Annotated in this window: 6 protein-coding genes; all 6 read right to left on the minus strand. The window is 39.6% G+C overall.

The features are described from left to right. Nucleotides 1–6: 6 nt before the first annotated feature. The 6 genes from NPE20_RS08825 to NPE20_RS08850 all read right to left on the minus strand — a co-directional run bounded on the left by NPE20_RS08825 (nucleotide 7) and on the right by NPE20_RS08850 (nucleotide 16106). Nucleotides 7–3291 carry an FG-GAP repeat domain-containing protein gene (locus NPE20_RS08825; RefSeq protein WP_256538248.1) on the minus strand — a complete coding sequence of 1095 codons (3285 nt, stop codon included), beginning with the start codon at nucleotides 3289–3291 and terminating at the stop codon, nucleotides 7–9. 55 nt (nucleotides 3292–3346) lie between these two features. Further along, the gene (locus tag NPE20_RS08830; protein ID WP_256538249.1) at nucleotides 3347–6574 is read right to left on the minus strand and encodes a VCBS repeat-containing protein; all 3228 of its coding nucleotides are present in this window, start codon (nucleotides 6572–6574) and stop codon (nucleotides 3347–3349) included. Nucleotides 6575–6728: 154 nt separating this feature from the next. Continuing rightward, nucleotides 6729–8270, minus strand: a complete 1542-nt coding sequence (locus tag NPE20_RS08835) for a RagB/SusD family nutrient uptake outer membrane protein (RefSeq protein WP_256538250.1) — start codon at nucleotides 8268–8270, stop codon at nucleotides 6729–6731. A gap of 11 nt (nucleotides 8271–8281) precedes the next feature. Then, nucleotides 8282–11302, minus strand: coding sequence for a SusC/RagA family TonB-linked outer membrane protein (locus tag NPE20_RS08840; RefSeq protein WP_256538251.1), 3021 nt, complete (start codon nucleotides 11300–11302; stop codon nucleotides 8282–8284). A 456-nt stretch (nucleotides 11303–11758) separates the two neighbouring features. Then, nucleotides 11759–13378, minus strand: coding sequence for a SusR family glycan utilization regulator (gene susR / locus NPE20_RS08845; protein WP_256538252.1), 1620 nt, complete (start codon nucleotides 13376–13378; stop codon nucleotides 11759–11761). A 268-nt stretch (nucleotides 13379–13646) separates the two neighbouring features. After that, on the minus strand, nucleotides 13647–16106 hold the full coding sequence (locus NPE20_RS08850; protein ID WP_256538253.1) for a glycoside hydrolase family 31 protein: 2460 nt from the start codon (nucleotides 16104–16106) through the stop codon (nucleotides 13647–13649). Between the last annotated feature and the right edge of the window lie 122 nt (nucleotides 16107–16228).

Below are 16228 nucleotides of genomic sequence, written 5' to 3' on the forward strand. Positions count from 1 at the left end.
TGAGTATTACTTGCTTAAAAGCATTAGCTTACCCTCGTAAGTTGTAATTATAAAGCTGTTACCGGTAGCGGTTTTATAGGGGTATAGATGTGTTATTTCTTCTGAGTTTAACATAGCGTTTGTCCAATACTCGGGCATGGAGAATTGCTTTGTACGCTTATCGTAATGTGCGGTAACTAAACCCAAAGCATCATACTTACCTTCATAAGGCACCACACCCCAAAAATTACCATTCAGCAAAATATCGCCTTGCGTATTATTGAGTGATATAATTGATCTTATAGGGGCTTGTTGGTATAAATATGGCAGTTCTGTAATTTGTTTAGCATTCAAAACATCACTTATAAAAATGCTTTTGAACTGATTAGCAACCAAGCGGCTGCTATCGGTCAATCTATCTTTAAATATCTCGGCCGTGGTTTTATCAGCCATCTTTTGATAACTCAAAAATTCCTTTTTAATGTATGGCAACTCCTGCTCCAGGTCGTTCTTTGGGCGGAAAGGGTAGTATTGCTCTTTATAAAAATACGATAGTATCAAATCGTTTTTGCCATCGTTATCTACATCATTATTATAAGCATACAGTGGTTGCTTGTCATTAACATTATACTTATTATTCTCGCCCCAGTTTCCTGCTACCAGGTCGGCTTTGCCATCGCCATCTAAATCGGTAATTACTGCCGATTGCCACCACCCCTTTTCATTATCAAGTAATGTTGATGAAAATTTAACCAGTTTTTTATTCTTGTTCAGGAATATTTGTACGGGCTGCCACTCTGCACTAATAATTATATCATCGGTGCCGTTATGGTCAATATCAGCTGTAGATGTGTTAGTTAGGTATCTTATACTGGTTAAACCGGCAAATTGATTTTGGGGTGCTGCAGTAAAGTTGCCATTGTTTTTATTTAATAGCACAACTGATGTTGCCGCTACTGTATAATCTCTAAAATTTACTGCACTGCCAAAAAACAGATCTTTCAACCCATCGCCATCAAAATCATACGCGAATATTTTAGATACTAAAGCATTTACTTTTGGTAAAGCTTTGTACTCAAACTCGTAATTGCCTTTATTAATATACAGGCGGGGCTGGATGCTTTTCGCCATTTCAACAAATGGGTGATTAGCGCTTAATACTATCAGGTCTGGCAATCCGTCGTTATTTACATCGGCCCATTGGGCTTCAGTATCACCTTGTTCCTTAAATGGAGTAAAGGCATCAACAGCTGTTTTTTTGAAAGCCCCGCTTTTAGTCCCCGCCAAAATGTACTTTTCTTCGCCGGCAATGCTACCTACATAAATGTCATCAATGCCATCTTTGTTTACATCGGCAACTGCTATAGCCGGTGTATGTGGCAAATAAGTATGTGGCAGCAAACCGTAGTAATTAAAATCAGGTGTTTCAAACGGTTGGATAGTTGCTAAAACATTTGCCTTTACATCTGTATAAGTAAATTCCTTATTGTCTTTTATGAAGCTGTTAACTAAGGCCACTACGTCAGCAGCAGGTTGTGTTTTGCTTTTATTGTAGGTTATAACTGTTTTTTTATCCAGTGTGAAATTTTTAATTACCTGATAAGAATTATCGGGCCACAGTACCATTAGTTCTACAGGTTTATCACCGGGCAAAAAGGTAAATAATAAATTGTTGCCTTGCGTACTTTCGTAAGCGGTACTGGTTTGTATTTCCTGATGATCTACTTGTTTTGCAGACCGCAAATATAATTTTGTGCCGATGCCATCTAAGTTAGTTTTGGTGTACTTCACGCTCAGTTTAAGGAACGATGGTTTGTTATCCTTATGGCTTTCCATCGTCATGTTTTGATAGATATATGCCGGTGCATCCATATTATTTGTAACCAGTTCCAGGTCACCATCATTATCCAGATCAACTGTTACCGAACCCGCAGATATCGATGGGTCCTTCATATCATTACCGGCAGATACATCGCTAAATTTCAGTTTATCATCGCCATGATATAAGTAGTTGTGCACATCTCCATCGGGCATTAAGTTTATTTTTTCCTTATCAAAGAAACGACTGGTCTTAAAATCTTTTATTACGTTAGGGTCACCCAGGTATTTCAGATAATCCATATCGTTCAAGCGTTTTTTTATTCCGTTTGAAAAGAACATATCCTTACGGCCATCCATATCAAAATCTTGCACCAGGGGCGACCAGGTCCAGTCTGTTGCTGATACGCCCGAGTACAGGCTGATATCTACAAACTTTTTACCATTGCCTACATTTAGCTGCAGGCTATTTTTTGAATATTGATAATAATAACCCGCGTTTACCTCCTGGTTATAAATATCAAGCGGTTCATCATTTATTGTCGATTTTAGCGCCTTCATCTCCTCGGGAAGCATATCTGTACTTATCACATCCAGATGCCCATCCTTGTTCACATCACTAATCGCATTCCCCATCGAAAATAAACTGGTGTGGCCAAAGGCACTCTTTAACTCTTCCTTAAACGTTCCGTTTTTTTGGTTGATATAGTAGTAATCCTGCTCAAAAAAGTCGTTGCTTACATAAATATCGTCCCAACCATCATTATTCAAATCGCCTACGCTTAGGCCTAAACCATAACCAATTGGTGCCTGATATATGCCCGATCCTGTAGTAACATCAGTAAACTTGTTATTATCGTTCCTGAACAGATGGTCGCCGGCATCGTGGCTGGTTTTAAAGCGCAGTGTGGAATCGCCATAGGTATCGTTACTATGTACCGATGAGGTTAGCAGAAACATATCCAGATCACCGTCTTTATCATAATCAAGAAAGGATGCCTGCGTAGAAAAGCCCGAAAAATCTAATCCATATTTAGCTGCAGACTCGGTAAAAGTAAGATCCCCATTATTGATATACAGCTGATTTTTACCTTTAAAACTTTTAAAGTTGGATACCACACAAACATAAATATCCTTCAAACCGTCGCCGTTAATATCAACAACGGTTACACCGGTTTTCCAATTACCAGTACCGGCAACACCCGCTTTAGCAGTAATATCTTCAAATTTTAGATTGCCTTTATTTAGATAAAGCTTATTAGGGCCCTGGTTTGATACAAAGTAGATATCCTCTAATCCGTCGTTATTAAAATCGGCAGATGCTACGCCGGCGCCATTATAAAAATACAGGTAATCCAGTATATTCACCGAATCTGTCACCGTATTTTTGTTTACAAAATCAATATGTGTTTGCTCGGCAGATAGGAGTTTAAAAATGCCATCACCGTTTTTTTTGGATTTGCACGAGCTAAAAATGGTAATACCAATTAGCATAGCGCAGCAAGTAAATAGGATTTGTTTGTATAAATTGGCCTTTAGCATATTGTGCTTAACGTAATTTATAAGCCTTAAGCTTATCATCATTTATCCCGAACAGATAGTACTTATCCCCGTTGCCGTTTTTTATCATCATTGATGATCTTACTTGTCCGTTAAGTTTAATACCACTTTTCGCGGGTGAAATATAAACAAATCCGTTTTTAGTGTACTTGTAAATTTGGCCATAACTTGCATCTAAGCGGCCAACCTCGGGCTTAAAGCCATAAAAATTACCGCCCAGTATAATAGCCGGTGTACCGCTGTTATCAATATCATCGCATAAAATGGCACCTACATTTGATAACTGCGCGTTATAAGGCAATGGTTTACAAGTATATTTATTGTTATCCCCATTCATAAAAACCGCCGAAGCTAAATAATTCATCTCATGTTCTTCGGCACCTTCCAGCATCTCAGCGGTAAAAACCTCGTTGAATGGTTTACCGGCATAATCAGCATATTTTAAATATTTCTTTTTAAGAATGGGCATTTGGCCGGTAAGATCGGGCTTCATATGAAATACATAAGAAACGCCTTGCCGGTATATAGATGTCACACACTCTTTAGTGCCATTACCATCAAAATCTTTCACATATATTTTCATAGGCTCGGTACTCGAAGCCTTGAATTTTGAATTTAAACCCAGATTACCTGCTATGATATCCAGCTTTCCGTCGCTGTTTATATCAGCAATTTCGAGACTGCTCCACCATCCTTTGTAACCTTCAAGCTGTTTATCTTGTGTAAATTTGCCTTTATTATTCTTGTATATTTTTATGCCCATCCAGTTTCCGACAATTACCAGATCCGGGTAGCCATTGTTATCAATATCTGCCCATTGGGCCGCGGTTATCATGCCCGGCTTAATATCGCCACCTAAAACCTGTTTGGTTACATCAGTAAAGTTGCCTTTACCATCATTATGCATCACATATGAATTTGGCGATACCGCGTAGGTACCTGGTACACTGCGGCCGCCAATAAACAAATCGGGGTGCCCATCTTTATCATAATCGCAGGCAGTAATTACCGAAGCATTAACCGAAACCTGTATCGATTTTTGTGCATTACGATGCAGGTTACCTTTGCCATCATTTTCATAAAAGCGTGGGAAATAAATATTTGTACCGGCCTCGTCTGCGTTGCCGCCTACTCCAATAATAAGGTCTTCGTCTCCATCGGCATCAAAATCGCCAAATGCAGCGCCTGCATTCTCCAGATAGCTCTGCTTTTCTAAATCTTCCGGGATGTATTGTTTAAACCTTCCGTCCTTTTGTTGAACATATATGGCGGCAGGGTTATCTTTTGAAGCGCCGAAATAGAAATCGGTTAAGCCATCTTTGTTGATGTCGCCTTTTGCCATGTACGGGTTTTCGGTTGATAACATTTGCAGCATTAACCGCTCATTATCAAAATCTATAAAACCATCCTCGGTATGTTTAGGCACAGAATCGAACAACGTTTTCTCTGTTTCAACAAATAAGCTTTTTACAGGTGGTTTTGTAAAATTGTACTGTAGCTTAGCATCGGCTATTTTATAGGTATAAACTTTATTAGCCTGCACATTTTTAGCAACCTGGTACTTACCTCCCGGCCAAATAATTTGTACCGAATCTATCTGCTTAACTTTGCCTAAACCAATGGTTAGTAAATTTGGCGAAGTGCTGCTTTGAAAACCCCTTGTTGGCTGATGATAATAAGTTAGTGTTTGGCCATTAGCGTATGTTTTTATGGTTGTCCCAACACCAAACCGGTTTTGGCCCTCGCCCGTTAATTTTAACTGCAGATAGTTGTTGTTCAGTTTTTCTGCATTGCTTTTATATACCGATAACGGTTTGTTAACATTGTTGACGATCAGATCATTATCTCCATCATTATCCAGATCGCCGTAGGCAGCGCCATTACTGAACGAGAGTTGATCCAGCCCATACTCGTGAGCTTTGTTTGTAAAAGTTAAATCGTGGTTGTTTTTATAGGCATAACTTGACTGCGGTGTAGACACCATTTTATTGGTAAAATCATTATAATCGAATTTCTTTTTATCGGCAATTTTGTCCATATTTTCTCGGTTGCCCAAAAACTCTACATAATCCTGATCGGTAAGGTCTTTATATATGCCGTTAGATACAAAAATATCCTTCCAGCCATCGTTATCCATATCAAAAAACAATGCGCCCCAACTCCAGTCGGTTGCGCTTACCCCGGCGTTAAATGCAATTTCAGAGAAAGTACCATCGCCGTTATTTAGCTGCAGGCAGTTTTGCATAAACTGATTAAAATAGCCGTCGTGTTGTTTTAGCTTTATAACATCAAAAGATTCAAATGATGTCATTTGCTTTAATCGTTTATCGCCCTCGGGCAACATTTCGGTTGTAAAAATATCCAGGTTGCCATCATTGTTAATGTCGGCAATATCAGACCCCATTGAGGCAAGGCTCAAGTGGCCTGTTTCTGCTTGTATATCTTCTTTAAAGGTGCCGTTGTGCTGGTTGATATACAGATAATCCCGTTCAAAAAAATCATTTGATACATAGATGTCCGGGTAGCCATCATTATCAACATCGGCTACAGAGACCCCTAAGCCGAAACCAATGTCGCTTGAAAATATACCAGCCTCCTTTGTAATGTTTGTAAAATGACCGGCATCGTTGCGGTATAAACGTGCACCGCCAAGTTCATCAACAACAGCACGCAGGTTTTGGTTAAAATCAAACGACCCTATTGGCCTAAAAGAGTTGTTTAGTACAAAGCAATCCAGGTCTCCGTCGTTATCAAGGTCAAAAAATATTGCCTGGGTTGATAGGCCGTTATCGATTAAGCCATACTTTTCGGCTTCTTCTTTAAACGTGCCATCGTGTTGGTTTATAAAAAGTTCGTTACCCTTTCGGTCGATAATGTTACCGCTGTGGCAAACGTAAATATCCAGCCACCCATCGCCATTAATATCAACCATGGTAACACCGGTGCTCCAGTACTTAGTACCCTTTACACCGGCTTTATCGGTAATATCATCAAATTTCCAATTGCCTTTATTAAGGTATAGCTTATTGCCACCCTGGTTTGACGTTAGGTAAACATCATTTAATCCGTCATTGTTAATATCCCCAATGGCAACGCCGCCACCATTATAATAATTACGAAATGAGAATACATTGGTCTTATCTTTATCAACCAACTGGTTAATAAAATTAACACCCAAAGCATCGTTAGATTGTAGTGAGAATAATGGATCTTTCACCTCATTGTTAGTACAAGATGATAAACAAATAAAAATAACGATTAGGGAGAAAAAAGTATTTTTAATCAACATTATAAAGGTTACAAAAAACAAACGTAGCGAATTACTTCGCTACGTTTAAAATCAAATATAACTAATTGGAAACTGGTTTCAATTAATAACCTGCGTTTTGTTTTAGGTTAGGATTAGTATCAACTGCACGTTGTGGTATTGGATATAATGTACGTGTTTTATCGGTTGCTAAAGGACGCTGATCAACCGGATCGTTAAATTTACCGAAACGGATCAGGTCATTTCTTCTCCAGCCTTCATAATACAATTCGCGGCCACGCTCAGCAAGCATATCTGCTTCCGTTACAGTTGCTAAAGCTGTTGCCCCACGTGGTACACGTATAGCATTTACTATAGCTAAAGGTGTTTGACCATTAGGATCTGTACCGCCACGCATTATTGCCTCTGCTTTTTCTAACAGTACATCGGCAAAACGCAGGAATACATAGTCATTGTCTTCACTGTTATCGGTAACACTTCCATCAGCATTTGGATGCGGAAAGTATTTAAACACCCGTATACCTTGCGCTTCGGTAGAAAAGTTTAAGTTAACATCTGGTGTAAAAACAAGTGGTTTACCACTGCGTTGTGTTAACGCCTTGTTATTAGGACCAAATTGCTGACCAACAGCAAAACCGGCCCTTAAACCAACTTTATCTGTTAAACCAGGGTATGCAACGCCTCTTCGCTCATCTCCGGGCTGGAAAGAGTTATAGAAATCGGCAAGGGTGGTAAAACCATTCCATCCATCAGGTGTCTGGTTGTAGTGTAAGCCCATTTTCCAACGGTTTTTTGCATTACCTATCTGCCTTTGAGGAGTATTATAGATACCAAAGATGTTATCATGAGATTGTTCTGAGTTATCCCAGGCAAAGTTCTGGAAATACTTACCTGCCGGCTCTAAAGAATATGCACCAGATGCAATGACTTTGTTAGCATACTCAATTACTTTATTCATGTCGGCTGTAGCAAACGTGAAAGGCCCGCCTACAGTTGATGCAGTGTAAACAGCCCTGTTAAGGTATACTTTACATAACAGTGCCTGAGCTGCAGCTTTACTTGCAACACCAATGTTTGGTGCCGATCCAAGTTTCGACTCAGCAAATTCAAGATCTTTTATTATAAAGTCTGTTGCTTCGGCACGTTGGTATACTTTAGGGATGTCGGTATTAGCCGCTGCCGGATCACGAAAAGGAGCCTGGCCATAAAGGTCAACTACCTGGAACATAAAATAAGCACGCAAGAAACTTGCTTCGGCTTTAATCTGGTCTGAAGAAGCCCTGTCTATAACCTGGGTTGCACGGAACACACCAATGTTAAGCTGATCCCAGGTATCGTTTACCTGGTTGTGTGATGGTGTCCAGGTGTGCGTGTGTAATTTACGCCATGTACCAAAATCCCCCCAGTCGGTGCCACGAGTTGGGCCCATCATTTCATCTGTTGAATGCTCTTGCAGGGCATAGGTGTTAGCCTGGTCGGCCTGGCCGCCTAATTGATTATAAACCCCTGCCAAATCCGATTCGCTAAGAGCACCGCCCGTATCCTCAAATTTGTTACCATATATCTTTTCGTCCAGTTTGGAGCAACCTGCAGCAGCTAAAAGTACCATGCTACACATTACCGCTCTTAATGTAATTTTTTTCATACTTGTATTTTTTAGAAGCTTGCGTTTAAACCTAATGTGAATGTGCGTGCGCTTGGGTAAGCTGTATAATCTATACCCCTTGAAGGAACGCCATTTCTTTCTTTGTTTGTGTTAATTTCGGGATCTATACCGCTATAGCCTGTTATCAGGAACAGGTTTTGACCTGTTAAAGAAACCCTAAGCGATTTGATAGCACCACCGCTCAACGGGAAGGTATAACCAAGCGCTGCGTTTTGCAATCTCAAGAAATCACCTTTCTCCAGGAAACGGCTTGATACCTCACCAGAGTTAAGTGGGTTTTCGTTTGTTGCAGCCACTTCTTTAGTTACGTTACGACCGCTAACAAGGTTGCCTTTGTAAAAGAATGCGTTAGCAGTATTGTTGTAAATGTAAAATCCGGTTTGCGCACTCAGGAAGAAGCTCAGGTTCCAGTTACCGTAACTAAAAGTATTGTTTAAACCGCCATAGAAGGTTGGCAGCGGGCTTCCGTGTGGTGTGGCAGCATCTATACCATCAGGATAGATACCAAAACCTTGATCATCTAAACCATTGTATTGTGATACATTAAATTCATATAGCGGGTAACCGTTACCAAAAAACTGTGCGTAAGCACCTGATAAACCCTGACCATCAATGTTACCTGTAATAACGTTACGGTTACCAAAGTTCTCAATTCTGTTTTTAATAAAGGTTGTATTAAAATTAACATCCCAGCTAAATCCTTTCGCATCTGATGCTTGTATAGCGGCAAAGTTTAAACCTACCTCAATACCGGTATTTCTTACATTACCAGGCAAGTTAACCCAGAACCTGGATACGGCCGCCGGTTGTGCTACGTCCTGTAAGAACAACAGATCTTTTTGTGATTTATTAAAGTAATCAATAGTACCTGTTAAGCGTCCACGCAGTACCGAGAAATCTAACCCGGCACCATAAGCGGTTTGTGTTTCCCATTTAAGAGTTGGGTTAGCCGCGTTATCTGCGGTGGTTCCGCCGTAGTAATCAATAGACCTTATTGCTTTTGAAGCAAGTGAAGGATAATCCTGGTTACCTGTCTTACCATAGTTTAACCTTAAGCTTAGGTCATCAAATATGCCTTTAGGGGCCCAGCTTTCGCCAGAAATACGCCATTTAGCCGCAAGAGCCGGGAAATTGGCATAATGGTTCTCGTCACCAAAACGCGTAGAGCCGTCCCTTCTAACAGTTGCTGTTAAAATATACCTGTCTTTGTACGAGTAGTTTACACGTGCGAAATACGATTGCAAGCGATAAGTGTTAGTTGTACTATCGCCGAATGCGAACGGATACTTGTTAGGCGTGTTTTGAAAATCTTTGATGAAGGTTTTGTTACCTTTTGCACCCCATCCTACCCTAGCGCGCGGGAAATTGTCGTACTTAGAATAAGAATAACCTGCTAAAGCTGTAATTGAGCTATTGTTAGAAAATTTCTTTTCGTAGTTTAAGGTGTGCTCAGTTGTTAAATTGCTAAGCTCGGTATTTTGCAAAATACTGCGGCCGTTACCTGTTGCAGATGGAAAGCTAAGCCCCCTGATATTTCCTGCATCTGTAAAACCAACTATATTTGGATCGTAAAAAGTTTTCCTTGCACCGCGCGATTTGTCAATACTGATGTTACCCCTATAGCTTAACCCTTCAATAAGTCGTAAGGTCATTGTTAAGTTATTCAGGTAACGGTTGATGTTATCAGTATCATCAATTTGATTTAATAACGATACAGGATTTCTGAAGCTAGTACCGTTAGGGAAGCCTTGCGCATCATATCCGTTAAGGTTAAAATATCTACCCTGAGCATCAAAAATTGGGATTGTTGGATTTGTTTGAATTGCGGTACCAATTAAGCTGCCGTTAAAACCGGCGTTATTAGTAATAGGTGCAAAGCGATCTTGTACATTTGAAAATAACGACTGCAGCTCGAATTTTAAACGCTCACCAAAAAATGATTGCGAACCGTTAAAACGTGCAGTAAAACGTTGAAGATTTGTGTTTTTAACAATACCTTGCTGGTTATCGTATGCTGCTGAAGCACGATAGTTACCTGTATTGCTGGCACCACCAAAAGCTATATTATAATTTTGAGAAACCGCAGTACGCAAAATTTCTTTTTGCCAGTCGGTATTGCCGCCATAATCAGCAGCAGCTGGATCAGCGCCAACACTTTCCACTGCTTTTAAGAAGTCCTCGCGGCCTAATACATCGTAAGTTTTAGCGGCTTTTGATACACTTGTACTTGCGCCAAATTGTATACCTTGCCCTTTACGACCTTTACGTGTAGTAATTAAAATTACACCGTTAGCACCACGAGAACCGTAGATAGCCGAGGCAGAAGCATCTTTTAACACTGAGATATTTTCGATATCGGCAGGGTTTAAAAATGCAAGAGGGTTACGTGCTGTAGAAGTACCTGCACCACTATCATAACCGCCGGATGTACCACCATTATCAAGCGGCACACCATCAACCACGTATAACGGGCTGGTACCCGCACGTATTGAACTTGCACCACGGATATTGATAGTAGCCGCTGCACCAGGCTCACCGCTTGAAGGGGTTACCTGTACACCTGCTATCCTACCTTGTAATAGTTGCTCGGGTGTTGCAATAACACCCTTATTAAAATCTTTAGGGCTTAAAGATGAAACCGAACCCGTTGCGTCTTTAACACGCTGGGTACCGTAACCAATTACAACAACTTCGTTTAAAGCTGTACTTGCTGATTCAAGTGATACAGCGATAGATGATTGGCCGTTAAGAGGAACTGTTAAGTTCTTGAAACCAATATAAGTGAAGGTTAAAGCAGTTGTGCTTGCTGGTACCGAAAGCCTGAACGTACCATCAACGCTGGTTAACGTTCCAATACCGCCTGCTGCGCCTACCGATACGCCAATAAGCGGCGAATTGTCTTTTTTGTCAGTTACCTTACCCGTTACAACTTTGTTTTGAGCCAGTGCAGGCTGAACAAAGAGGCAGGTTAAAGCAAAAAAACATAATGTGAGTAAGTGTTTAAATTGCATAGTTTGTGGTTTAATTAATAATTGGTTATATAAAATTTAGTACATGGTTCGCATTTACATCATAAAACAGGTTTGCGCATAAAATTCAGCAAATCAAAATTCATGGTGCCGTGTAATGTTATTACCCGGTAAAAACTTAATAAAATTGGTACAGTATATATTGGTTTATAATTGTGCTTCTCGAAGCTTTGGGTGCTATTTTAATGAGCCTATCACTTATTAAAATATTCTCTTCCTATACAAAGATGGATGTCCTGAACCTCAATCCCTACAAGTTTACCTAAAATATAAAAAAATATAAATGAATTTAAATTTAAATACCTTATTACAAGGTAGTTAATTAAATCAACATATTAAAAAATATAAGTCATTTTTAGATTTTATATAACAAAACAGGGTAAAATAGTACGTTAAATAGTTTTTAAAGTACTATTACATATAGCAGAGCCGCTTTAACTATTCAATGGTGTCAACGGCCTTAATGTCCATTATACACTGTTCAAATTGATCGGGGTTTTTAGACTTTGCCTTAATACGCATTTTGTATACGTAAATAGTATTCACAGAATATTCCAATATCTTGGCTATGGTTTCATTATCATTTATGCCCATACGTATCAGAGCAAATATGCGCAGATCTGTATTTAACACTTCATGCTCATGCGGCCATATCTGATCTTTCTCATCAAACTGAGAATTAAACACAGATATGAAATTGGGGAATATTTTAAGAAAGATATGGTCAAAGCTGTAGTATAATACTTCACGTTCTTTTTTAATATTTATATTATTGATTATCAATCTTATATCATCATATTTCTTTATTGACAGTTTGGTATCAACAGACATCTTGAGCTTCTCCAGCTTTAATATATAGCCCGATATGATCTTAAAGAACTGCCCTATGTACTCTTCTTTGATGTGTGCATCTTCAACCAGTTTGTAATTAATATCCTTTAATTGCATATTCTGGTCTTCAATGATACGTTCCTTGTGCTTAAGCTTACCCAATTGCTTATATATCATCATCAAAAACAAAATAACCAATGATGCCAGGGCTGTTATTGCCAGCAGGTATGTTAATATGGTATGTTTTTCTTTTTCCGAATGACTCAACTCTTCGGCAGCAACCAGGGGTAAAATAGCCCCTATCTGTATCTTACGCTGGCGGGCGCCATAAAAATCGGCATCGGCCTTGGCCAACTGAATAAAACTATAGGCATCTTTTATATTGCCTGCTTTATAAAGCTGCTCGGCAAGGGTAAAAAGGGCTACGGTTTCTTTGGTAGACGATTTAATGTCCGCAATGGCCGATTGAACAAGCAACTTTGTGCCTTCTTCTTTTTTATCACTGTTAAGATAAATTTGCCCCAGCGAACAAGTTATCATGGCGCGTAAGTGCATTGATATTTGCGCGTTTGGTATTAACAGCTTACTAAGCTCCTGCGAGCCGCGGTTATTGTCGTTTTTGCCAACATGCTTTAAACCGGTATAGTAAATATGATCCACAGACCCGGGTTTGCTTAATTTAATAGCCGAATCGATATAAGCGTTTCCGATCCTTAAATAATTGGGGGTAAAATACTTGTCGTTATTATATTTAGCAAGATCGTTATTACAGCGATACATTATAAAATAGTACTCCACCTTCATGGAGTCGTTAAGCATTTTAGGATCAACCTTGCCCATACTGTCAAAGGTTTCTTTAAACATACCCGATGACAGCAATATAAAGCCCAGCTTTATTTGGCTGTAATAAGCCCTGGACATATCGTTCATTGATACACTAATATCCTTAAGCTTATTTACGTATACATAAGCCGAATCATACTGATATGACTTATACTCGTCATACAGTTTAAGGCACAAATCATATTGCTTTGCATAATCAACTTTGGGCGTTGTATGCTGCAGTTGCTTTAAGCGGTGTATCCTTGCCTGCTTTTGATCATCGTATACATTTTTTCTGCTGATTTCAATTTTCAAAGCTGTAAGGAGAGTATCTGTACCGGCGCCGATAGATATGGCAGGGTAGGCAAGAAGCAACATGAAGAAAAACCTCAAAAAAAATCGCATATTTTGGTTACAAAAGGCATTAAAGTTAATTACTGTAAACTAAATTTTTAAATTATATCCAGTGCAAATTCAGCTATATCTGACCCGCACATTCCTGAAAATAAATAATTTAGTTATAGATTAACTGGTAAATCTACCCGAACGTAATATTACTAATTATCTGCCAAATTTGTTACAAAACGCATTTTTTTACAAAAACACTAATAAAAAAGCCTGCAACTTATAAAAAAGATGCAGGCTGATATGTTTAGTAGGGAAATCTCTTAAACTAATAACTAATGGCAAACTGATCGCTGTTATTTTTGATCAATAGTGTTTTTACCTTCTCCCCTTCAACCGGATTTGATAATCCGGTTGGGTCAAATCTTGATATAGGTACCATTAGCACTTCAAAACCATTTCCGGCCTTAGCTTGTTTGCCATTCAGCTTTGCACTAAAATTATCGCCAAAACCATGCAATAGCAGTTTTATGTTACTGAATTTTGATTTTGCAGAGCCTTCTGCTTTGGCGAAAGAAATGGTCTTTTTAGCCGCATCATAAGTAATAGTACGTTTGTAGAAATCGCCTTTTTCGTAATCGAAGCTTTCACCGTCATCCTCGTAATAAACAAACTTGTTATTTACGTCGCCTTTGTACACATGCACATACAAAGTATCGGTTGGCTTTTCCATTGTGGTTTGTATTTGCGATTGCATTGGGATAATGCTACTTTCTTTAACATAAACAGGCAATTTGGATATACCCAGATCAAGCGCTATTTTTTGGTTACCCTGTTGTACTTCGCCGGTGTACAGGTTATACCATTTACCCGCCGGGAAATACAGCTTACCATAATTGGTTACCCCATCAAACGGAAACACCAAAAATGCTTTACCAAACATATATTGGTTCTCATATAAGCCATTGTATACATTTTCATCATGGGTGTAATCAATAGTAAGCGACCTCATTATAGGGCTGCCGATTTGTGTAGCATCGTAAAAGCTTGAGTATAAGTAGGGCAATAAACGGTAACGCAGGTTAATATAGTTACGGGTTATCTCTAATACCTCTTCACCGTAAGCCCATGGCTCTGATGCTTTTGAGTTGATCCCCGAGTGGTTACGCATATATGGGTTAAACGCGCCAATCTGCATCCAGCGGGCATATAACGATGGTGATGCACCACCTGTAAATCCACCTACGTCCATACCTGAAAAAGGAACACCACTTAAACCAAGGCTGTTCATCAATCTTATACCTAACAGCATGTGGTCGTTCTCGGCACGGTTGTCACCTGTCCATATAGCGGCATAACGTTGTAAACCTGCGTAACCCGAACGGGTTAAAATAAACGGACGTTTATTATTAAGCGCTGCCTTGTATCCCTCATAGCTGGAGCGGATCATTTCTAAACCATAAGCATTATGTATTTGTGGATGTGACGCCAGTTTACCTTCGTAATTAAATAGAATATTATCCGGCGCTTTTTGGCCCCAGGTGCTAAACTCGTTCATATCATTCCAGATACCGCTTACGCCCTCATCGGCATATTTTTTAAGTTCGCTTCCCCACCATGCACGCCCTTTAGGGTTTGTAAAATCGGGAAAGTTACACCAGCCGGGCCATACCTGTCCGGTATAGTTGGTTCCATCCGGGTACTTCGCAAAAATGTCTTCTTTCAATCCGCGTTCGTAAACGCTATAGCCTTTTTCTACCTTAATGCCCGGGTCAACAATCAGGGTTACTTTAAAGCCCATGCTGTTCAGCTTTTTAGTTAAGCCCGTCGGATCAGGAAAGCGGGTTTTATCCCAGGTAAACACCTTGTATTTATCCATATAGTGGATATCCAGTGTAATACCATCTGCCGGGATCTTTTTCTCGCGAAGCGTTTGCGCTATACGATAAACTTCGGCTTCGGGGTAGTAACTGTACCGGTTTTGCTGATAGCCCAAGCTCCACAGTGGTGGCATTTTCATTAAACCGGTAAGCGAGCTATACGAGCTAATAATATCTGCAAGGTGTTTGTTGTAGATGAAATAATAGTTCATTTCGCCACCCTTGGCACCGAATGACGAGAACCTGTCATTACTGGCACCGAAGTTAAAATCAGACTGCCAGGTGTTATCAAAGAAGATCCCGTACTGCACATTATGGTGTATCCCTAAATAAAAAGGGATAGTTGAATAAATAGGATCCTGCCCGGTTGTGTATGCATAGGTATCGCTGTTCCAGTGGGTATAGGCATTTCCTTTACGGTCAAGCGAACCAGTTTTTTCACCTAAACCTATAAAGTGCTCGTTATCCTGCATTTTTTTGTAGGTAGTAACAGATTCATTTACCCATGAAGTTGTTAAACCCGGCTCATCCTGGTTAATAACCTCACCTGTTAGCGTGCTAAATGTTATTTGGTAAGGGCTTTTGCGGATATTTACCTTTAAAGAATCGGTAGTAAGGTTTATCTGGTCATTATCCTGAGTGATAGCCATCTTGGTTTTAACCGGCTCACTTATTACAGCGTACGAAAAATCGGCTGCCAGCTTTTGCTTATCCATGCGTACCCTTATAATATTAGGGCTATACACAACAACTTTTACAAAGGCGTTTTCTGTGGTGATATCAATTTCCTGGTTATTTACTGTAACAGCGGTTACCTTACCCACCTGTTTTATAGGGCTTTGGGCAGACAAGAGTTGGGTACAAGCCGTAAAAATTACAGCAAGGGCAATGCAGCGATTAATTTTCATCTCTATTTTTGAATGGTTTAGTAAACAGATTAAGGTCTGTTTAAACCGGAAACGAATTGGCTGACATTTCCGATTAATTGCTGAAATTATAACAGATTTATGGCATGGCATACCAATATCAA

This window comes from Mucilaginibacter aquariorum (genome assembly GCF_024498135.1).
Taxonomy (GTDB): Bacteria; Bacteroidota; Bacteroidia; order Sphingobacteriales; family Sphingobacteriaceae; genus Mucilaginibacter; species Mucilaginibacter aquariorum.

Excerpts from the sequence above, each read along its gene's own strand:
- NPE20_RS08825 (WP_256538248.1), bottom strand. The coding sequence starts at position 3,291 with ATGCTAATTGGTATTACCATTTTTAGCTCGTGCAAATCCAAAAAAAAC.
- NPE20_RS08835 (WP_256538250.1), bottom strand. The coding sequence starts at position 8,270 with ATGAAAAAAATTACATTAAGAGCGGTAATGTGTAGCATGGTACTTTTA.
- NPE20_RS08840 (WP_256538251.1), bottom strand. The coding sequence starts at position 11,302 with ATGCAATTTAAACACTTACTCACATTATGTTTTTTTGCTTTAACCTGC.
- susR (WP_256538252.1), bottom strand. The coding sequence starts at position 13,378 with ATGCGATTTTTTTTGAGGTTTTTCTTCATGTTGCTTCTTGCCTACCCT.
- NPE20_RS08850 (WP_256538253.1), bottom strand. The coding sequence starts at position 16,106 with ATGAAAATTAATCGCTGCATTGCCCTTGCTGTAATTTTTACGGCTTGT.